The sequence below is a fragment of the Arthrobacter sp. NPDC058097 genome (assembly GCF_042884885.1).
Lineage (GTDB): Bacteria > Actinomycetota > Actinomycetes > Actinomycetales > Micrococcaceae > Arthrobacter.
Genome location: NZ_JBHVSZ010000001.1, coordinates 148,666 through 165,989, shown reverse-complemented (window position 1 = coordinate 165,989; position 17,324 = coordinate 148,666). Strand labels below are relative to the sequence as shown.

Here is a 17,324-nt window from a genome sequence, read left to right as displayed (position 1 = left end):
CAGGCCCGGCCATATTGTTTGGACTAACTCCAGGCGGTCAGGCCGTACCTTCGTGGGAGGCAAAATGCGCATTGGACTGATATCGGCACCGTGGATCCCGGTTCCGCCGCCCGGCTACGGCGGCACCGAGCGGGTGGTGGACAGCCTTGCGCGCGGGTTCGCGGCAGCCGGGCATGACGTCCTGCTGGCAGCCCCGTCCGACAGCACGTGTCCCGTTCCCCTGGCACCGCGAATGCGACCTTCGGAGCCGGCGGACCTGGGGTTGGCACTGTCGGAGCTGAGCCACATCATTAGGGCCTACGACGGCATGGCCGGCGTCGACATCATCCACGACCACACTCTCAGCGGACCGCTGTACGCCCACCGTCCGCCCGGAATCCCGGTGGTCACCACCATCCACATCCGTCTGGCCCAGCAGGCCGTGGATCTGTACAGCGAAATCGGCAAGAGCACCGGCATCATCGCCATCTCCCATGACCAGGTCAGCCGGTCGCCGGAGGTTGCGGTGACGAAGGTGATCCACCATGGCATGGATGTGGCGTCCGTTCCGGTGGGCCAGGGGACCGGCGGCTACCTGTGTTTCGTCGGACGGCTGTCCCCGGACAAGGGCATCCTCGAGGCCATCCAGATCGCCCGGGCCGCGGTCATCCCGCTGCGCATCAGCGCGCGGATCCAGGGACCCGAGGAGCAGGGCTATTTCGACGACGTGGTTAAGCCGGCGCTGGGGCCCGAGGTGGAGTTCACGGGACCGCTGTCCGACGCCGACAAGTACGAGCTGGTGGGCGGCGCGCTCGCGTTCCTGAATCCGATCCAGTGGCCGGAACCGTTCGGCCTGGTGATGATCGAGGCGCTGGCCACCGGAACGCCCGTCGTGGGGACCCCTTTCGGTGCTGCGCCGGAAATCGTGGAGCACGGCGTCACGGGCTACTTGGGCAGCGTCGAGCAGCTCGCCGGGTACGCCGCCCAGGCGGCGGGCCTCAGTCGCGAAGCCTGCCGCGCCTCGGCGGAGCAGCGCTTCAGTTCGGCCCGCATGGTGGCCGACCACCTGGCGCTGTACGAAGAGATCCTCGGCGGGTAGGTGGCGTTTGCATGGAGTTTTCGTCCAGATAATGGCCGCAGAAGGCACTTTTGCGCGCGATATCTGGACAAAAACTCCAAACAAGGGTGGGCTAGCCGGCGGGTGTCCGGAGGAACTCCCGGATGCTGTCGACCACCAGCCGATGGTCGTCATCGGACGAAAGCCCGGACACTGTGACGGCAGCGACGACGCCGGCCCCTTGGACCCGGACCGGGAACGATCCGCCTGCCAGCGTGTAGTCCTCCGGAGCGAGCCAGCCGCCCTGCGCGGGGTCGAAGTCCTTGGCCGCGAACTCCTCGGAGAGCAGGGCGGTGCTGCGTTCGAAGCGGAGGGTGCTGGCCGACTTGCGGCGGATCCATTCCTCCTGGTCGGCGGTGGCCCCCGGCAGGACGCAGCGGAAGAGAACCACGTTGTGCCGCCGGATATCGATGGCAACACCATGGCCCGCGGCAATCGCCTGGCTGGTGATGAGTGAGCCAAGGTTCCACGCGTCGCGGTGGTCGAATCCGGGAAAGACGAGTTCCTCCTCGTGCAGTTGCAGTTCGGTGATCCGCGACTGGACAGTTTCAGCCATCGGAGGACCCCTCCGGTGCGGCATCGGCGTCGTACTTCAGTCCAATCTGGTGCCGGATCTCGTCCATCGCGGCCATGACGGCCACGCTCTCGGCCGGGGGAAGCACCGTGCCCGCGGTGAGGCCGGCCCGGATGAGGCGTTCCATCTCGGCCGCCTGGTACTGCATGCCCCTGCCGGTCACCGGCTGGTCGAACCGCTCCAGAACGTTGCCCTGGTTGTCGTACCGGGTGAAGGGCGTGGGGTTGTACCAGGTGGGTTCGATGTCGATCCACCCGTCCGTCCCGATGATGGCGGCGCGGTTGCTTGAGGCGGTGTCCAAGGCGCAGTCCACGATTGCCTGCTGCCCGTCCGGGTACTCGAAGATCGCCGCTGTTTGCCGGTCCACGCCCGTGGACGTCATGGTGGCGCTGGCGCCGACGCCGTCCGGTGCGCCCAACACGTAAAAGACAAAGGACACGGGGTAGACGCCGAGGTCCAGCAGTGCGCCGCCGCCGAGGGCCGGATCGTTGAGCCGGTGCGCGGGATCCTTGGGAAGGTTCTGGTTGTGGCTGGCCGTGACCTTCCGGATCTGCCCAAGTGAGCCCTCGGCGATGATCTCGCGGAGGCGCGCCATGTGGGGGAGGAAGCGGCTCCACATGGCCTCCAGCACCACGAGGCCCTTGGCCTCTGCCAGCGCCACAATTTCCTGTGCTTCCCGGGCATTGACGGTGAAGGGCTTCTCCACCAGCACATGCCTGCCGGCATTCAGGGCGAGCAGCGCGTGGGTGTAGTGGAACGTGTGCGGGGTGGCGACGTAGACGACGTCGACCTCCGGGTCCGCAACGAGCGCGTCGTAGCTCCCGTGAGCGGTGGGTATGCCGAACTTCTCGCTGAAGCGCCGGCTTGACTCCAGCGTGCGGGACCCGACGGCCTGCACCGCGAAGCCGTTGTCGACCAGATCCTGGGTTTGCAGCCCGGCGATGAAGCCGGTGCCGAGGATGCCCCAGCGGATGGGATCCCCGGGGGTGGGGGAGTGGTTGCTCACGTACTAGTCCTTTGCGGGGTTGGAGTTGGCGTGCGGGTAGGCCACGTAGGCGAGGCGGGCGGAATCGGGCGCCCAGCTGTTGACGTTCAGGGTTCCCTGCCCGCCGAAGAGCGGCCAGGTCTGCAGTGGTGCGGCCCAGTCATCGGTCGAGACAAGTACGACGTCGACCGGCAGGTCCGCCGGATGGCCTTGCGTGCCGCTGGGGAAACGGATGTAGCTGGCCAGACGGCCATTGGGGGACAGGTGGGGGAACCAGTCGACGCTGTCGCTCTCAAGAAGCTGCTCGGCGTCGTTGTTATTAACCCCGCTGCCGCCCGCGGCACGCACGCGTGCCAGCTGGGCGCGGCCGGGCTGGCTGGTGAAGGCCTCCGTGTTGAAGTACAGCCACTCGTTGTCCGGGGAGTATTCGGGGCCGTCGCAGTGGCCGTCGACGCTGATCGGTGAAGAAGCGCCGCCGCTGGCGGGAATGGTCATGAGCCGGCCCGGCTGGGTGAAGTCGCCGGCTTCGATGCTGACGTAGGCCAGTTCCTGGCCATCCGGGCTGACTCCGTGCAGGAAGTGGAAGGAGTCGGCGTCCCTGGTGATGCGTGTGGCCTCTCCGCCGGCCAGGGCTGCGCGGTAGATGTGGCCGTCATTGGCGGAAAGAAAGATGTGCTCGCCGTCGGGATCCAGGACGTGGTCGTTGTTGAGGTCGGGGATCCCGGTGAGCGGGACCTGGCTGATGGTCCGGCCGGCAAGGTCAAGCGTCCACAGCTTCCCGCCGCCGTTGAGGACCAGGGACGCGCCGTCGAGGGTCCAGTTGGGCGCCTCCAAGAGTACGTCCTCGGTGGCATAAACGAGTTCGCGCTCGCCGGTGGCTGAGGCGGTCCAGACCTCGCACCGCTGGCCGGGCTGAAGTGTCCTGGTCATTGGGCGTTCCTCTCGGATTCGGCGTCCAGTTCCCGGATGCGGATGTTCCGCCACCGGCACTGCGCCCCTTTTCCCCACCGTGCTTCGCCGAACATGGCGTCGTTGTCGTGGACCTCGAGGGCGATGTGCCCCCGGCTGCCGAGCACTCCGAAAATCGCCTCGGGGTCGTAGTCGGGGGAGTCGAGTGTGGCGGTGTCCAGCTCTGCGACCTTGAGGCCGTTGACCCAGGTGGTGATCACCGGCATCGGCCCGACGCAGCGGATCCGCAGCTCGTTCCAGTCATCCCAGCGCCAGACGTCCAGGAAATCCCCGATGGCGGCGGCGTGGGTCAGGCGGGACCGCTTTTCTTCCGTGACCGGTTCCACCGAGGTGGCCGGGTCGTCGGCGACGAGCCCGACCGGCCGCCCGTCGTCGTCGTAAACCGCATCGATGGCGAAGGGAACGGCCGAGAAGCTCGCCAGGCCGTTGCCGAAGAAGCCGCCGATGCCGCCGGACGGGCGGTGGTCCACGAGGACCTGGAACCCTTCCCAGCTGTCCCGCTGGCGCCGGATCATCACGCCTGTATCGGCCGGCCAGTCCGGGCGCATTTCGAGCACGAGTTCGAAGTCACCGAACGCCTGGTCGCTGACGAGGTAGCCGCCGTAGCCGCTGCCGGGGGTGTCCTGCTCGCCGACCAGGACACCGTCCTCCACGAACCAGTGCGCCGGGTGCTTTTCCGGTTCCACCGGGCGGGCGAGGCCGAGCCGGTCGAAGTGCTCCAGCACTGACGGGCCGCCCGGATAGACGGTGCCGTAGATCCGGGGTGCCGGGTGCCAGCCAGGCTCTCGCCATCGAACAGCGGGACGAACTCGTGCATGGGTGCCATTCCTTTGGCGGTCCGTGGAGTTTTTGTCCAGATATCGGCCGCAAAAGGCCCTTTAACTCGCGGTATCTGGACAAAAACTCCAAGGGAAGTGGGGGTGGGTTGGGGAAGTGGGGTGGGGCTGGTGGCCGGTGGGGCCGGCGGCTTAGTCCTTGCTGCTGAAGGCGGCGTCGAAGGATGTCTGTGATGCGGGGAAGTCGAATTTCTTGAGCGCGGCGAGGGCTTCGGGGGCGCCGTGGAGTCGGTCCATGCCGGCGTCTTCCCATTCGATTGAGATGGGTCCGGTGTAGCCGATGGCGGTGAGGGCGCGGAAGGAGGATTCCCAGGGGACGTCGCCGCGGCCTGCGGAGACGAAGTCCCAGCCGCGGCGCGGGTCGCCCCAGGGCAGGTGGGAGCCGAGGACGGTGTTCCGGCCGGTGGGGCGGAGCTTGGTGTCTTTGCAGTCGACGTGGTAGATCCGGTCCTTGAAGTCCCAGATGAAGGAGACGGGGTCGATGCCCTGCCACATGAAGTGGGAGGGGTCCCAGTTCAGGCCGAACGCTTCGCGGTGGCCGATCGCTTCGAGGGTGCGGACGGTGGTCCAGTAGTCGTAGGCGATCTCGGAGGGGTGGACTTCGTGGGCGAAGCGGACGCCGTTTTCGTCGAAGACGTCCAGGATGGGGTTCCAGCGGTCGGCGAAGTCCTGGTAGCCGGCGTCGATGACTTTTTCGGGGACGGGCGGGAACATGGCGACGTATTGCCAGATGGAGGAGCCGGTGAACCCGACGACGGTGTCCACCCCCAACGCGCGCGCGAGCCGTGCGGTGTGTTTCATTTCTTCCGCGGCGCGTTGGCGGACGCCTTCGGGGTCCCCGTCGCCCCAGACCTTGGTTCCGACGATGGCTTCGTGGCGGAAGTCGATCGGGTCATCGCAGACGGCCTGGCCCTTGAGGTGGTTGGAGATGGCCCAGACCTTGAGGTTGTATTTGTCGAGGATGGCGAGTTTGGCGTCGACGTAGCCGGGTTCGTCCCAGCGCCAGGCGTCCAGGTGGTCGCCGGAGACGGCGATTTCCAGGCCGTCGTAGCCCCACCCTGAGGCTAGGCGGGCGACTTCCTCGAAGGGCAGGTCAGCCCACTGGCCGGTGAACAGGGTGTACGGGCGGGGCATGTCAGGCTCCTTCGGTGGCGGTTTCGGTGGCGGTGGGCTGGATGAGTTGGATGGTGGCGCTTTTGGCTGCGGCGGATTCCTCGACGGCGGCGAGGACGCGCTGGACGGCGAGGCCTTCCTCGAATGAGGGCGACGGCTGGGTTCCGTCGTTGATGGCGGTGAGGAAGTCGCGGATTTCGTGTGTGAAGGTGTGTTCCCAGCCGATGATGTGGCCCTGCGGCCACCACGCGTCCAGGTAGGGGTGGTCTGGTTCGTTGACCAGGATCCGGCGGAAGCCCTGTTCCCGTACGGGAACGGTGGCGTCCAGGAAGCCGAGTTCGTTCAGGTCTTCCAGGTCGAAGAGGATGGTGCCCTTCTCGCCGTAGATCTCCAGCTTCAGGGAGTTTTTCTGGCCGGTGGCCACCCGGGAGACTTCAACGGAGGCAATCGCCCCGGAGGCGAGGGACAGCGTGGCCCAGGCGGCGTCGTCGACCGTGACGCCTTCCGGACCGTTCTTGCCGGGCCGGACCGGCGTGAAGGTGTGCAGCCGGCCCGAGACCTCGGTGACGGCGTCGCCGAGGAGGAACAGCACCTGGTCAATGGCGTGGGAGGCGATGTCCCCGAGCGCCCCGGACCCGGCGGTTTCCTTGTTCAGCCGCCAGGTCATGGGTGATTCCGCGTCGGCGAGCCAGTCCTGCAGGTACGCGGCGCGGACATGCCGGACGGTGCCGAGCCGACCCTCCGCGATCAGTTCCCTCGCGAGGGCCAGGGCCGGCACACGGCGGTAGTTGAACCCGACCATGGACTGCACTCCGCGTGCCCGGGCCGCCTGCGCTGCGGCGGTCATGGCTTCGGCCTCGGCGAGGGTGTTGGCCAGCGGCTTCTCCACGAGCACGTGCTTGCCTGCTGAGAGGGCGGCGATGGCGATCTCGGCGTGCATCCAGCCCGGAGCGCAGATGTCGACGATGTCGATATCGTCCCGTTCCAGGACGGAGCGCCAGTCCGTGGCGGACCCGGCCCAGCCGTACCTTGCGGCCGCGGCGGCAACCTGGCCGGCGTCCCGGCCCACGAGCACTTTCTGCTCGAAGGCCGGGACGTCGAAGAAGGACGCGACGTTCCGCCACGCGTTCGAGTGGGCCTTGCCCATGAACGCGTAGCCGATCATCGCCACACCCAGGGGGCGGTTGGCTCCCGGCGGTGTGCCGGGCGATGCGGAGGAAGTCATTGGTTGTTCCTAGAGGGTTGCGGTTTCCGGGGCCCAGTCCTCGGGGAGGGCTGCGGACGCGGGAGCGGAGCTTTCGACGTCGACGAACGTGCCGGACTCCACCGACTCGGAGATCGAGACCATGGTGTCCAGGACGTGGTAGGCGAGGTTGCCGGTGGCACGGTGCGGGACGCCGGCGCGGATGGAGCGGGCCATGTCCAGCACGCCCATGCCGCGCCCGTTGGCCGGGCCGGTGGCGGGGATGACCGTCCAGTCCTCGTCACCCGCGCGCCAGAGCCTGATGTCGCCGTCGAAAAAGTTGGGGTCCGGAAGCGAGATGGTGGCCTCGGTGCCGGTGATCTCCACGAAGCCCATCCGCTGGCGCGGGGACTCGAACGAGAAGACGCTGTGCGAGGACGCGCCGCCCTCGAACTGGGCCATCGCGGAGACGTGGGTGGGGACGTCCACGGTGAATTCCTCCCCGGCCTTCGGGCCCGAGCCGATGACGCGGACTTCCTTGGCCTTGGACCCGACGGCGGCGACCTTCCGGACCGACCCGAAGGTCTGGGCCAGGGCGGTGAGGTAGTACGGGCCCATGTCGAACAGCGGCCCGGCGCCGTACTGGAACAGGAAGGCCGGGTTCGGGTGCCAGGACTCCGGCCCGGGGGTCTGGAACGTTGTCATCGCGGTCAGCGGGGTGCCGATATCGCCGCGCTCGATCAGCCGGCGGGCGGTCTGCAGGCCGGCGCCGAGGAACGTGTCCGGCGCGGTGCCCAGGCGGATGCCCGCGGCGTCCGCCGTCTTCAGCAGCCCCAGCCCGGACTCGCGGTCCAGCGAGAACGGTTTCTCCGTCCAGACGTGCTTGCCCGCGTTCACCGCCGCCGTCGCGACCTCCACATGCGCGGCCGGGATGGTCAGGTTAACGATGATTTCGACGCCGGGATGGTTCAGTGCCGCGTCCACGCCGCCCCACTCCGGGATGCCGTACTCCTTCGCCCGCGCCTCGGCCGCCTCCTCGAAAAGGTCGGCGATCACCAGGACCTTCAAATCCGGAAAGACCGTCAGATTGTCCAAATACTGCTTGCTGATGTTCCCGGCGCCGATGACGCCAACGCCGACCGGTCCCCGGCGGGAAGATGAGGCGCCGCTCATGCCTGTGCCCCTTCGGTGGCCTTGGCGGAGTTCAGGAAAGCCAGCGACTGGCTGATGCCGTCGAAGATGTCCCCGGAGTAGTCATCGAATTCCACGACGCCCACCTCCAGCGACTTCGCTGCGCCGATGACGTCCCAGACCGCGATCTTGCCCTGGCCGGCCGGCTGCTGGGCCTTGGTGTCGGTGTTCAGCGGGCCGTCCTTGATGTGGATGAACTTCACCCGGTCGCCCAGCTTCGTGAGAATGTCCACGGGGTCCTGGCCGCCCACGGCAACCCAGTAGGTGTCCACTTCCAGGACCAGTTCGGGGTCCAGCAGCCCTTCGAAGTACTCCAGCGCGGTCTGGCCCTCGATGGTGGACTCCAGCTCCCAGGCGTGGTTGTGGTAGCCGACGCGGATGCCGTATTCGGCGCCCTTCCTGGCGGCGGCGTTGAGTTTGGCCGCGGTGGCCTGGATGGTCTCTGCGTCCTGCCAGTGCTCGGCCGGGAGGTAGGGGTCGATGACGGTACTGATGCCGAGTTCCTTCGCGGCGGCGAAGATCTCGTCCTGGTCCTGGCTGAGCAGCGGCGCGTGGCCGGACGGGGCGGTGAGGCCGTTCTCCTTCAGCGCGGCGCCGAGCTCCTTGGCCGTGGCCACGAAGTTGTACGGCTCCACCTGCGTGAAACCGATCTCCGCCACCTTCTTGATGGTGCCGGGCAGGTCCTCCTGGATGGCGTTGCGCAGGGTGTACAGCTGGAGTGAGTAAGACATTTCGTTCCTTTGCGGGAGTTGGTTTGTTCTCGAAAAAGGGCTTGTGGTTCAGGACGCCTAACGGCCGGCGAGGGACCCGCCGATGCCGCCGACGCTGAAGTATTTGTTCAGGGTGGCGAAGACGATGATGGGCGGGAGCATCATGATGACGGCGAGGGCCATGACGCCGGACCAGTCGGTGTTGTTCTGCTGGAAGAAGGACTGCACGCCCATCGGGAGGGTGAAGATCTCGTTGGAGCGGAGGAACACGATCGCGACGAGGTAGTCGTTCCAGGCGAGCAGGAAGGCGAAGATCGCAGTGGAGAGCACGCCCGGGAGGGAGTTGCGCAGGACGACTTTGGTGAAGGAGCCGAAGACGGAGCAGCCGTCGATCCAGGAGGCTTCCTCGAGGCTGATGGGAATGGAGTCGAAGTAGGCGGCCATCATCCAGGTGGCCACGGTCATGGTGGAGCCGACGTAGATGATGGTCAGTCCCATGAGGTTGTCCACGAGCCCCATGTTGGCGAACAGGATGAACAGCGGGACCACGGAGGTGATGATCGGCAGGGACTGCATGACGAACAGCAGCAGGGAGTAGCCGGAGACGGCTTTGGAGCGGCCGCGGGAGAGGACGTAGCCGGCTGGTGCTGCGACTGCGACGGACACGACGACGGTGGAGAGGGTGGTGATGAGGCTGTTCTGCAGCCAGGTCGCGGCGAGGGTCTTGGAGAAGACGTTGCTGATGTTCTCGAAGGTCAGGCCGGTGGCGGTGCTGTTGGGTCCGGGGGTGAAGGCCAGGAGCACGGTGACCATGATGGGGACCAGGACGACGGCGGTGATGGCCAGGATGGCGGTGAACCGCCACCAGCGGCCGCGCATGCCGGCTTCGGAGAGCGCGCGGCGCGGTTTGCCGGCGTCGACGCCGAGGGCGGGGCCGGTTTCGGGGTGGGCGTGGAGCACTGCGCTCATTATTCGACGCTCGACTTTCGGATCTGGCGGTAGAGGAGAACGGAGACGACCACGAGGGTGAGGGTCATGAGGAAGGCGATGGCGACGCCCGGGCCGGTGGCGAAGTCCTGGAAGACGGTGCGGTAGGCGAGGACGACGAGGGAGGTGGTGGCGTCCACGGGGCCGCCGCCGGTGAGGAGGTAGATGGTGGGGAAGTCGTTGACGCAGAAGATCGTCATCAGGATCCAGCTGATGTAGGTGGAGCGGGCGATCAGCGGCAGGGTGATCTGGGTGAACTGCTGGAAGCGGGTGGCGCCGTCCATGCTGGCGGCTTCGTAGACGGTGCCGTCCACAGAGGCCAGGGCGGCGGAGATCATCATCATCATGAAGGGGAAGGAAACCCAGACCTTGAAGATCATGACCATGACGGCGGCCAGGTGGGGGTCGGCGAGGAAGAGGGGGGTGCCCAGGCCGAGGTTGCGGAACAGGGACGGGATGAGGCTGTCCGGGGTGGCGACCAGCCAGTTCCACGCCGTGGAGGAGACCACGATCGGGACCACCCAGGGCAGGAGCAGGAGGACCTTGAAGGTGCCGCCGGCGGGGATCTTGGTGCGCAGCAGCAGGGCAAGGCCGAGGCCGACGAGCCAGGAGCCGAAGACGCCGACGATGGTGAACCACAGGGTGAACTGGGCGGCCTTCCAGAATGCGGGGGAGGACAGGACGGTGGCGAAGTTGTCGGCGCCGACGAAGTTGCCGGTCTGGATGAGGTTGCCGTCGTGGGTGGCCTGGACGCCGGCGTAGACCAGGGGATAGCCGTGGATGAGGACCAGCAGGACCACGGAGGGGATCAGGAGCCAGAAGAAGGTCCTGGTGGTCTGGGCCGAAAGCTTGCTCTTGCGGTTGGTGCCCGTGCTGCGGGACCCGCCCCCGGGCCCGCCGGGGGCAAGGCCCCGCCGGGCCCGGGCCAGGCCGGACTGTGTGGTGGTGGAAGTCATGGCGGCCGGGCCTACTTCTTGATAGTGGACTTAAGTCCGGACTCGAACGCCTGCAGTGCCGTCTTGGCGTCGGTCTTGCCCGTGAGGACGGTCTGGGTCAGCTGGTTCAGTGCCTGGCCGCCGTCAAGGACCGCAAGGTCGGCGCTGAGTGTGCTGCCCTGGGCCGCGAAGGTCTTTCCGATGGGCTGGTATTCCTTGACGATCTTGACGTTGTTCGGGTCCTGCTTGAACTCGGGCAGCTCGGTGATGGACTTGAACACCGGAAGCGCGTTCATCAGCTTCTTCTGCCACAGTTCCTTGATCTGGCCGAGGTAGTAGACCAGGAACGCCTCGGAGGCCTCCTGCGACGGGGTGTTGGTGTACATCATGATGTTATTCGGGAAGATCAGCGCGGCCTTGTCGCCGTGCGGCCCGGCCATGGGGCTGGCGACCACGATGTCGCCTGAGGTGTCACCGACGCGCTCCGGAACGCCCAGGGTCAGCATGCCGAACGCGGCCTTCTTGTCCTTCCACTGGGCGTTGAGGTTGTCCGTGGTGTAGCTGACGGCAGCGGGGTCGATGACACCGTTGGAGACCAGCTCGAGGAGGAACTCGATGGCCTCGACGTTGCGGTCGTTCATGACGTCCAGCTGGCCGTCCTTGGTGAAGACGCCGCCGCCGTTGTTGAGCATCATCATGATCATCAGGTGGTTGCCGATGTTGTTGCCGGCGCCGGATCCGGTGGCGAAGCCCACGGCACCGATGTTCTTCATCGCCTTGCCTGCTTCCAGGAGCGAAGCCCAGTCCGTGGGCACGTCCACGCCGGCCTTCTCGAACAGGGACTTGCGGTACCAGAGCGGACGGATGTCCAGCTGCCACGGAACCGCCACGTAGCCCTTGTCAGTCTTGAACGGCTCCAGGACACCCGGCAGGAAGTCATCGAACTGGCCGTTCTTCTTCAGCTCCTCGACCACCTTGTCCGCGTACGCGATCTGCCCCTGCTGCTCGAACTGGAAGGCCTGGAAGCCGCCGCCGGTGGACACCGCCGGGCCGGTCTTGGACGCAACAGCGGAGGAGAAGGTCTGGTAGAAGTTGTTCCACTGGATCAGCTGGTAGCTGGCCTTGCTGCTGTTGGCGCCGGAGAAGCCTTGGGTGATCTTCTTGGCGGCGTCGTTGTAGGCCGGGGTGGCCCACGGCATGTCCCAGAACTTGACCGTCCCGCCGGCTCCGCCTCCACCGCCCTGGGTCGCTGAGCCGCCGCCGCATGCGGCAAGGAGGGGAACGGAGGCGGCAGCCGCAGCGAAGCCGAGGAATCCCCGGCGGGAAAAGGCGGAGGATGCGACGGAGGATTTAGCAGACACGGTGTGTTTCCTTTCAGGCCCGGGCTCCTGAGTGCCCGGTCCCTTCTCGACGATGAGTGGATAGGTTAACGCTGGTGAAACTGTCTAGCCGGTGAGCTGGCCAAGGAGTGCCAAGGCCGCCCTGAACTGCCCCAGATCGGTGGCGGGTTTTCCGGACGTGATGTGCGAGTGGGCCCTTGACCAGCTGGTCCGGTGAGCCGATTCGTAAAGCGCGGGAAGCGTCGTCGCGCCCTCTGCGGTGACGGCGCGGACTTCGGCCGGCCAGGCCGCCGCGGGGTCCGGAAGGACGACGCCAGCACTCCCGTCAGAGGTCAGGACGGAGACATTGGCGGTGGCCGGCAACGCCGAGCTCATGATGCCCTGCAGCGCCGCGGGCGCCCCGTTGGGAAGGCTGGCGGCCACGGTGTAGCCGTTGGGGCTGCGCTGGATCATCCGCAGGTTCCGCAGCTCGATGCCGCACTGCACGATGACGGAGAGGTGTTCCGTCAGAAGCTGCAGGGGCTCGGTCCCCGGCGGTGCCACGGCAACCGAGTCCAGCAGCACGGCGTTCGCAAGCGCACCGCCAATGACGGTGTGAGCGTTCCCGTTGAACCCGGCGATCGCCGCGTTCCCCGCCCAGCGCTGGTCCAGCACTACTGCCGCGCCCGCATCGGCTGCAGCTTCGGCCAGCGGGTCCACATCCTCGGGCACCGGCGAGGAGACAACCACGCCCCTGGCGCCGCTGCTGATCGCTTCGGCTGCGCGCTGCGTCCAGCCGGCATGGCCGGCGACGGCGATGACATCCGGCGAACTGTCCCGGGCCGGGCCCTGGGCAGGAGCCGGGCCGAAGGACAGGGGGAGGGAGGCTGCGACGGCGGCAACAGCACCGGCTGCCTCGGCCTGCGGGTCCGCGTACAGGGACAGCTGCGGGCTCATGCGCTGACCTCCTCAGCTGCGGTGGCGCCGGCGGTGCCGCCGTCGACGAGGCCGACGGCGGCCTCGGCAATGGACAGGGCGAACTCAAGATCGTGGATCAGGGTTTCGGCCGACGGCGGCTGGCCGGTACCGCTGGCCAGCTCGGCCAGCTTGCGCCATTCCCCCTCGTAGCCGTTGTGGCCGTAGGGGCCCAGGAACAGCGTCTGCCCCGCCTTCCGGATCTGGGCGGTGGCCGACCCTGCGTGGACATAGGAGGGAGTGAAGTCGATTTTCAGTGCAGCGTCGTCACCGATGGCCTCGAACACCCAGGCCGGTTCCCACGTGTCATTCATGGCGGCGCGCAGCTCGATGGCCACAGAACCGGCGCGCATGGAGATGACATAGCCGAAGGGCTCGGCGGTTTCCGCGTGCAGGACTTCCACGGCTGCAAAGTCGGGGGTGAAACGGCGGACCAGGGGCAGGTCGTGGATTGCCAGGCCCATCACGCCGCCCCGGAGGCGGGCCTTGATGACCTCGGGGTCGCTGAGGTCCTGGGTTGGCACGGGAATCCGGCCCACGATCTCGGTGGCGAAGTCCTCGAAGCGCGGATTGGGCGGCAGGACAATGGAGGAACGGATGGTGTGGACCTGCTCCGGCAGGTCCCCCCAGGCCGCTTCGGCGGCAAGCCAGCCCGGGTCGAACGTGTGCATCGCGCCGACGATGATGGGGACGCCGGTCTCGGCCGAGACTGCCGAGATTCCGGCCGCCTCCTCGCCGGTCATCGCGAACGGCTTCTCGCACAGCACCGCCTTCTTGCCCGCCCGGCAGCTGGCGATGACCTGCGCGGCATGGAACTGGTGGGGGCTGCAGATGGCGACGATGTCGACGTTGGGGTCGGCCAGCAGTTCCTCCATGCTGGTGCTGAAGCGGGCGCCGACCCGGCCGGCAACGGATTCGGCCACGGCCGGATCCACGTCCATGATGTGGCGCACCTGAAGAATGTCGGTGAGTCTGGCAAGGGATGGAAGGTGGATCGCCTGGGTAACAGGCCCCGCGCCCAGGATGCCGACGCCCAGTGGCGCTCCTGGTTGATGGTGGCTCGACAAGGTCATTACCTCTTTGTAATCGCCGGAAAAAGCTCTGCCCGCCGCACCCGGTGTTCTTTGGTGATGCGGCTCACAGCTCAACCTAGAACCACTTTTGACGAGCGTCAAGCAAAAGTCAGAAAGTTGTCGACATTCTTTGTGTCCTGTGACACGCAGAAGCATTCGTGCTATCACTGAACCCATGAGTCCACGAACGGGTAATGGCCAGACTGCGGAGCCGGTTTCCACCGACGGTGCGGGCAGTCTGTCCCGCGCCGGCGACCTGTTTCAGCTGCTCCGCGACGGCAAGGCCCGGACACGGGCGGAACTGGCGCTGACTACCGGACTTGCCCGCTCCACAGTGGCTTCCCGCATCGATGCACTCATTGCATCGGGGCTGGTGGGCCCCGCTGGTGAGGCGTCATCAAGCGGCGGCAGGCCGCCGTCGCGCTTTGCCTTCAAGCCTGCCGCGCGGGCAGTGCTTGCTGTCGACGTCGGTGCCACCCATGTGATCATCGCGGTGACTGACCTGGGCGGAAACATCCTCAGCGAGCGGCGCCTGGCCCAGGATGTGGCCGAGGGCCCGGAGGCGGTGCTGGGCCGGCTTGTCACCGAGGCGACGTCACTGCTGGCGGAGACGGGACGAACGGTCGGCGACCTCGCCGGCGTCGGAATCGGCCTGCCGGGACCCGTGGAGCACGCCACCGGCAGGCCCGTGAAGCCGCCCATCATGCCGGGGTGGGACGGGTTCGACGTGGTCAGCTATGTCCAGCGTTCGTTCCCCGTGCCGGTGCTGGTGGACAACGACGTGAACATCATGGCGCTGGGTGAACGCACAGCCCACTGGCCGGAGCATGACAACTTCCTGTTTATCAAGGTGGCCACGGGCATCGGCGCGGGCATCATCAGCAACGGCGAACTGCAGCGGGGCGCCAACGGGACCGCCGGCGACCTGGGCCACGTCCGCGTGCCCAGGGGCGACGACGTCCTGTGCCGGTGCGGCAACTACGGCTGCCTTGAGGCGCTGGCGTCCGGCCCCGCCGTGGCACGGGCACTGGCGGCGCAGGGCGTGGAGGCAGTGGGCGGGGCGGACGTCCTGCGCCTGGTGGCAGAGGGCAACCTGCAGGCAATCCAGGCCCTGCGCCAGGCCGGCCGGGACGTGGGCGACGTGCTCGCAACGGTGGTGAACCTGCTGAATCCGTCGGTCATTGTGGTGGGCGGAAGCCTTGGCCAGGCAGGTGAGCATCTTATGGCGGGCGTGCGCGAAGTGGTTTACCGCAGGTCGCTGCCACTGGCCACCACGCACTTGCGCATCGGCCTGTCCATGGCGGGCGGCCAGGCCGCCGTGCTGGGCGCGAGCCAGATGGTCACCCAGCACGTGCTTTCGCCGACAGTCATCGAAGCCACGCTGCAGGCCACGGGGTAGGACCGCCCCGCCAACGTAAGACCAACTTTCACATTCAAGCGAAAACGGAGTCTTTGACATTGAGCACGCAGAAAAACGCGCCCCTGAGGGTCGGCGTCGTAGGGATCGGCTGGGCCGGCCAGCAGCACATCAAGGCCTACAAGAACATCGACGGCGTGGAGCTCGTCGCCGTCGCCGCGATGGAGGAAGACCTTCTCGCCAGTCTCAAAGATGAATACGACATCCCGCACACATTTGCCCGCTGGGAGGACCTGATCGGACTCGACGGGCTCGACGCCGTCAGTGTGGCGGTGCCGACCTTCCTGCACGCCCCGATCGCCGTTGCCGCGCTGGTACGCGGCCTGCATGTCCTGAGCGAAAAGCCACTGGCACGCAACGGCGAGGAGGGCCTCCAGATGGTGGAGTCGGCGCGGAAGGCCGGGCGGGTCCTGGATGTGGCCTTCAACCACCGCCGCCGCGGCGATATCCAGAAGCTGAAAGGCATTATCGACGACGGCGAACTCGGCCGTCCGTACTACGCCAAGGCTTCGTGGCTGCGGCGTCAGGGCATCCCGATGCTGGGCAGCTGGTTCACCAACCCGGCCCTTGCCGGCGGGGGACCGCTGGCGGACATCGGCGTGCACGTCCTGGACTATGCCCTGCACCTGCTGGGCGAACCCCGGGTCCTCTCCGTCTCGGCGTCGACCCATTCGGAACTGGGGCCCCGCGGCCTCGGCGGCAACGCCCGCTACACGGCCATGAAGTCCTCCCACAAGTTTGAGGTGGAGGACTTCGCCTCGGCGTTCATCCGGCTGGAGGGCGGCGGCACGCTGATCCTCGAAGCGGGCTGGGCCGCCTACCGCGACGAGGAGGACCTGATGGACTTCACCGTCTACGGGACGGACGGCGGAGCGGAACTCCGCGCCGTCGGGGCCTCCAACGTCCCCGTCGCGGACGTCCGGATCTTCAAGGAAAAGGACGGCGAGAACGCCGACTACGTGGTGGTGGCGGAGCCAGGCCGGGCGCACCAGGCCGTGGTGGAGGACTTCGTGGACGCCGTCCGCGGCGGCGAGACCGTGTGGGGCGCCCACGACGGCTCGCTTGCCCTGACCCGCGCCCTGGTGCTCGATGCCTGTTACAAATCCGCCCGCGAACAGTGCGAAGTGAGGCTCTGACATGACCGAAAAACTCAACATCCTGGTCTGGAACGAAGGCGTCCATGAGGCGAACAACCAGCCGGAAACCATGGCCGAGATGTATCCCGCCGGAATTCACGGCGCGGTGGCGGACGGGCTGAAGGGCTTCTACCCGGATTCCAGCATCACCACTGCCACGCTGGCGGACCCGGAGCACGGCCTGTCAGAGGAGACCCTCGCCGCCACGGACGTGCTCCTGTGGTGGGGGCACGTGGCCCACGGCGACGTCAGCGACGAGGTGGTGGAGCGGGTCCAGCGGCACGTCCTCGGCGGCATGGGCCTGATCGTGCTTCACTCCGGACACTTCGCCAAGATCTTCACCAAGCTTCTGGGCACCACGTGCTCGCTGAAATGGCGCAACGAGGGCGAGCGGGAACTCGTGTGGACCGTGAAGCCCTCGCACCCGATCGCCGCCGGTGTGGAAAGCCCCATCGTGATCCCCAAACAGGAGATGTACGGCGAGCTCTTCGACATCCCCGAGCCCGACGACCTCATCTTCATCAGCTCCTTCGAAGGCGGCGAGGTGTTCCGCTCCGGCGTGACGTTCACGCGGGGCAAGGGCCGGATCTTCTACTTCAGCCCGGGCGACCAGGAGTACCCCGTGTACCACCAGCCGCAGATCCGGCAGGTAATCGCCAACGGCGTGGGCTGGGCTGCGCAGCCGGGCAGGTTCCGCGAGGCGCCGGGCGTCGGCAACGCCCCGCGGGACTGGTTCCTTTAACACCCCCTGAGCGCGAACGGACACATGAGGCCCCCGCTTCAGCCGTTGGGGGCGCCGCGTGATAGCAATGGGAGTGATGAAAA

General features: G+C 67.0%; 17 protein-coding genes. 4 read left to right on the top strand and 13 right to left on the bottom strand.

Features of this window, described 5'->3' with window-relative positions; translation table 11 throughout:
- Positions 1–64 precede the first annotated feature (64 nt).
- On the top strand, positions 65–1,078 hold the full coding sequence (locus ACFVTE_RS00765; protein WP_387095506.1) for a glycosyltransferase family 4 protein: 1,014 nt from the start codon (positions 65–67) through the stop codon (positions 1,076–1,078).
- A 91-nt stretch (positions 1,079–1,169) separates the two neighbouring features.
- On the opposite strand, the gene ACFVTE_RS00760 is transcribed toward ACFVTE_RS00765, so the two are convergent.
- From ACFVTE_RS00760 to ACFVTE_RS00700, 13 genes are all read right to left on the bottom strand, one after another.
- On the bottom strand, positions 1,170–1,652 hold the full coding sequence (locus tag ACFVTE_RS00760) for a heme-degrading domain-containing protein (RefSeq protein ID WP_387095503.1): 483 nt from the start codon (positions 1,650–1,652) through the stop codon (positions 1,170–1,172).
- A complete protein-coding gene (locus tag ACFVTE_RS00755; protein ID WP_387095500.1) occupies positions 1,645–2,676 on the bottom strand; it encodes a Gfo/Idh/MocA family protein in 1,032 nt (343 codons plus the stop codon). The genes ACFVTE_RS00760 and ACFVTE_RS00755 overlap by 8 nt, the downstream gene beginning before the upstream one ends.
- 3 nt (positions 2,677–2,679) lie before the next feature.
- Positions 2,680–3,585: a TolB family protein gene (locus tag ACFVTE_RS00750; RefSeq protein WP_387095497.1), complete on the bottom strand. Its 906-nt coding sequence runs from the start codon at positions 3,583–3,585 to the stop codon at positions 2,680–2,682.
- On the bottom strand, positions 3,582–4,349 hold the full coding sequence (locus ACFVTE_RS00745; protein ID WP_387095494.1) for a DUF1080 domain-containing protein: 768 nt from the start codon (positions 4,347–4,349) through the stop codon (positions 3,582–3,584). The genes ACFVTE_RS00750 and ACFVTE_RS00745 overlap by 4 nt, the downstream gene beginning before the upstream one ends.
- A gap of 243 nt (positions 4,350–4,592) precedes the next feature.
- The gene (locus tag ACFVTE_RS00740; protein WP_387095491.1) at positions 4,593–5,594 is read right to left on the bottom strand and encodes a sugar phosphate isomerase/epimerase family protein; all 1,002 of its coding nucleotides are present in this window, start codon (positions 5,592–5,594) and stop codon (positions 4,593–4,595) included.
- A gap of 1 nt (position 5,595) precedes the next feature.
- Complete coding sequence (locus ACFVTE_RS00735; protein WP_387095489.1) at positions 5,596–6,798, bottom strand: Gfo/Idh/MocA family protein; 1,203 nt, start codon at positions 6,796–6,798, stop codon at positions 5,596–5,598.
- A 9-nt stretch (positions 6,799–6,807) separates the two neighbouring features.
- A complete protein-coding gene (locus ACFVTE_RS00730) occupies positions 6,808–7,929 on the bottom strand; it encodes a Gfo/Idh/MocA family protein (protein ID WP_387095486.1) in 1,122 nt (373 codons plus the stop codon).
- The gene (locus tag ACFVTE_RS00725) at positions 7,926–8,678 is read right to left on the bottom strand and encodes a sugar phosphate isomerase/epimerase family protein (protein WP_387095483.1); all 753 of its coding nucleotides are present in this window, start codon (positions 8,676–8,678) and stop codon (positions 7,926–7,928) included. Before ACFVTE_RS00725 ends, ACFVTE_RS00730 begins: the two co-directional genes overlap by 4 nt.
- A gap of 57 nt (positions 8,679–8,735) precedes the next feature.
- Positions 8,736–9,626 (bottom strand): carbohydrate ABC transporter permease, encoded by an 891-nt coding sequence (locus ACFVTE_RS00720; RefSeq protein WP_387095480.1) that lies wholly within the window; start codon positions 9,624–9,626, stop codon positions 8,736–8,738.
- Complete coding sequence (locus tag ACFVTE_RS00715) at positions 9,626–10,600, bottom strand: carbohydrate ABC transporter permease (RefSeq protein ID WP_387095477.1); 975 nt, start codon at positions 10,598–10,600, stop codon at positions 9,626–9,628. The genes ACFVTE_RS00720 and ACFVTE_RS00715 overlap by 1 nt, the downstream gene beginning before the upstream one ends.
- 11 nt (positions 10,601–10,611) lie before the next feature.
- The gene (locus ACFVTE_RS00710; protein ID WP_387095474.1) at positions 10,612–11,940 is read right to left on the bottom strand and encodes an ABC transporter substrate-binding protein; all 1,329 of its coding nucleotides are present in this window, start codon (positions 11,938–11,940) and stop codon (positions 10,612–10,614) included.
- Between the two features lie 84 nt (positions 11,941–12,024).
- Complete coding sequence (locus ACFVTE_RS00705) at positions 12,025–12,855, bottom strand: hypothetical protein (protein ID WP_387095472.1); 831 nt, start codon at positions 12,853–12,855, stop codon at positions 12,025–12,027.
- Positions 12,852–13,946, bottom strand: a complete 1,095-nt coding sequence (locus ACFVTE_RS00700) for a Gfo/Idh/MocA family protein (RefSeq protein ID WP_387095469.1) — start codon at positions 13,944–13,946, stop codon at positions 12,852–12,854. The genes ACFVTE_RS00705 and ACFVTE_RS00700 overlap by 4 nt, the downstream gene beginning before the upstream one ends.
- Positions 13,947–14,121: 175 nt before the next feature.
- Between ACFVTE_RS00700 and ACFVTE_RS00695 the strand changes: the two genes are divergently transcribed.
- Genes ACFVTE_RS00695 through ACFVTE_RS00685 form a run of 3 tightly spaced genes read left to right on the top strand, consistent with a single transcriptional unit; the run spans position 14,122 to position 17,241 of the window.
- Positions 14,122–15,345, top strand: a complete 1,224-nt coding sequence (locus ACFVTE_RS00695) for an ROK family transcriptional regulator (protein ID WP_387095466.1) — start codon at positions 14,122–14,124, stop codon at positions 15,343–15,345.
- 59 nt (positions 15,346–15,404) lie between these two features.
- The gene (locus ACFVTE_RS00690) at positions 15,405–16,499 is read left to right on the top strand and encodes a Gfo/Idh/MocA family protein (RefSeq protein WP_387095463.1); all 1,095 of its coding nucleotides are present in this window, start codon (positions 15,405–15,407) and stop codon (positions 16,497–16,499) included.
- Between the two features lies 1 nt (position 16,500).
- Positions 16,501–17,241 (top strand): ThuA domain-containing protein, encoded by a 741-nt coding sequence (locus ACFVTE_RS00685; protein ID WP_387095460.1) that lies wholly within the window; start codon positions 16,501–16,503, stop codon positions 17,239–17,241.
- Positions 17,242–17,324: the final 83 nt, after the last annotated feature.

Excerpts from the sequence above, each read along its gene's own strand:
- ACFVTE_RS00765 (WP_387095506.1), top strand. The coding sequence starts at position 65 with ATGCGCATTGGACTGATATCGGCACCGTGGATCCCGGTTCCGCCGCCC.
- ACFVTE_RS00760 (WP_387095503.1), bottom strand. The coding sequence starts at position 1,652 with ATGGCTGAAACTGTCCAGTCGCGGATCACCGAACTGCAACTGCACGAG.
- ACFVTE_RS00750 (WP_387095497.1), bottom strand. The coding sequence starts at position 3,585 with ATGACCAGGACACTTCAGCCCGGCCAGCGGTGCGAGGTCTGGACCGCC.
- ACFVTE_RS00740 (WP_387095491.1), bottom strand. The coding sequence starts at position 5,594 with ATGCCCCGCCCGTACACCCTGTTCACCGGCCAGTGGGCTGACCTGCCC.
- ACFVTE_RS00735 (WP_387095489.1), bottom strand. The coding sequence starts at position 6,798 with ATGACTTCCTCCGCATCGCCCGGCACACCGCCGGGAGCCAACCGCCCC.
- ACFVTE_RS00730 (WP_387095486.1), bottom strand. The coding sequence starts at position 7,929 with ATGAGCGGCGCCTCATCTTCCCGCCGGGGACCGGTCGGCGTTGGCGTC.
- ACFVTE_RS00725 (WP_387095483.1), bottom strand. The coding sequence starts at position 8,678 with ATGTCTTACTCACTCCAGCTGTACACCCTGCGCAACGCCATCCAGGAG.
- ACFVTE_RS00720 (WP_387095480.1), bottom strand. The coding sequence starts at position 9,626 with ATGAGCGCAGTGCTCCACGCCCACCCCGAAACCGGCCCCGCCCTCGGC.
- ACFVTE_RS00715 (WP_387095477.1), bottom strand. The coding sequence starts at position 10,600 with ATGACTTCCACCACCACACAGTCCGGCCTGGCCCGGGCCCGGCGGGGC.
- ACFVTE_RS00705 (WP_387095472.1), bottom strand. The coding sequence starts at position 12,855 with ATGAGCCCGCAGCTGTCCCTGTACGCGGACCCGCAGGCCGAGGCAGCC.
- ACFVTE_RS00700 (WP_387095469.1), bottom strand. The coding sequence starts at position 13,946 with ATGACCTTGTCGAGCCACCATCAACCAGGAGCGCCACTGGGCGTCGGC.
- ACFVTE_RS00695 (WP_387095466.1), top strand. The coding sequence starts at position 14,122 with ATGAGTCCACGAACGGGTAATGGCCAGACTGCGGAGCCGGTTTCCACC.
- ACFVTE_RS00685 (WP_387095460.1), top strand. The coding sequence starts at position 16,501 with ATGACCGAAAAACTCAACATCCTGGTCTGGAACGAAGGCGTCCATGAG.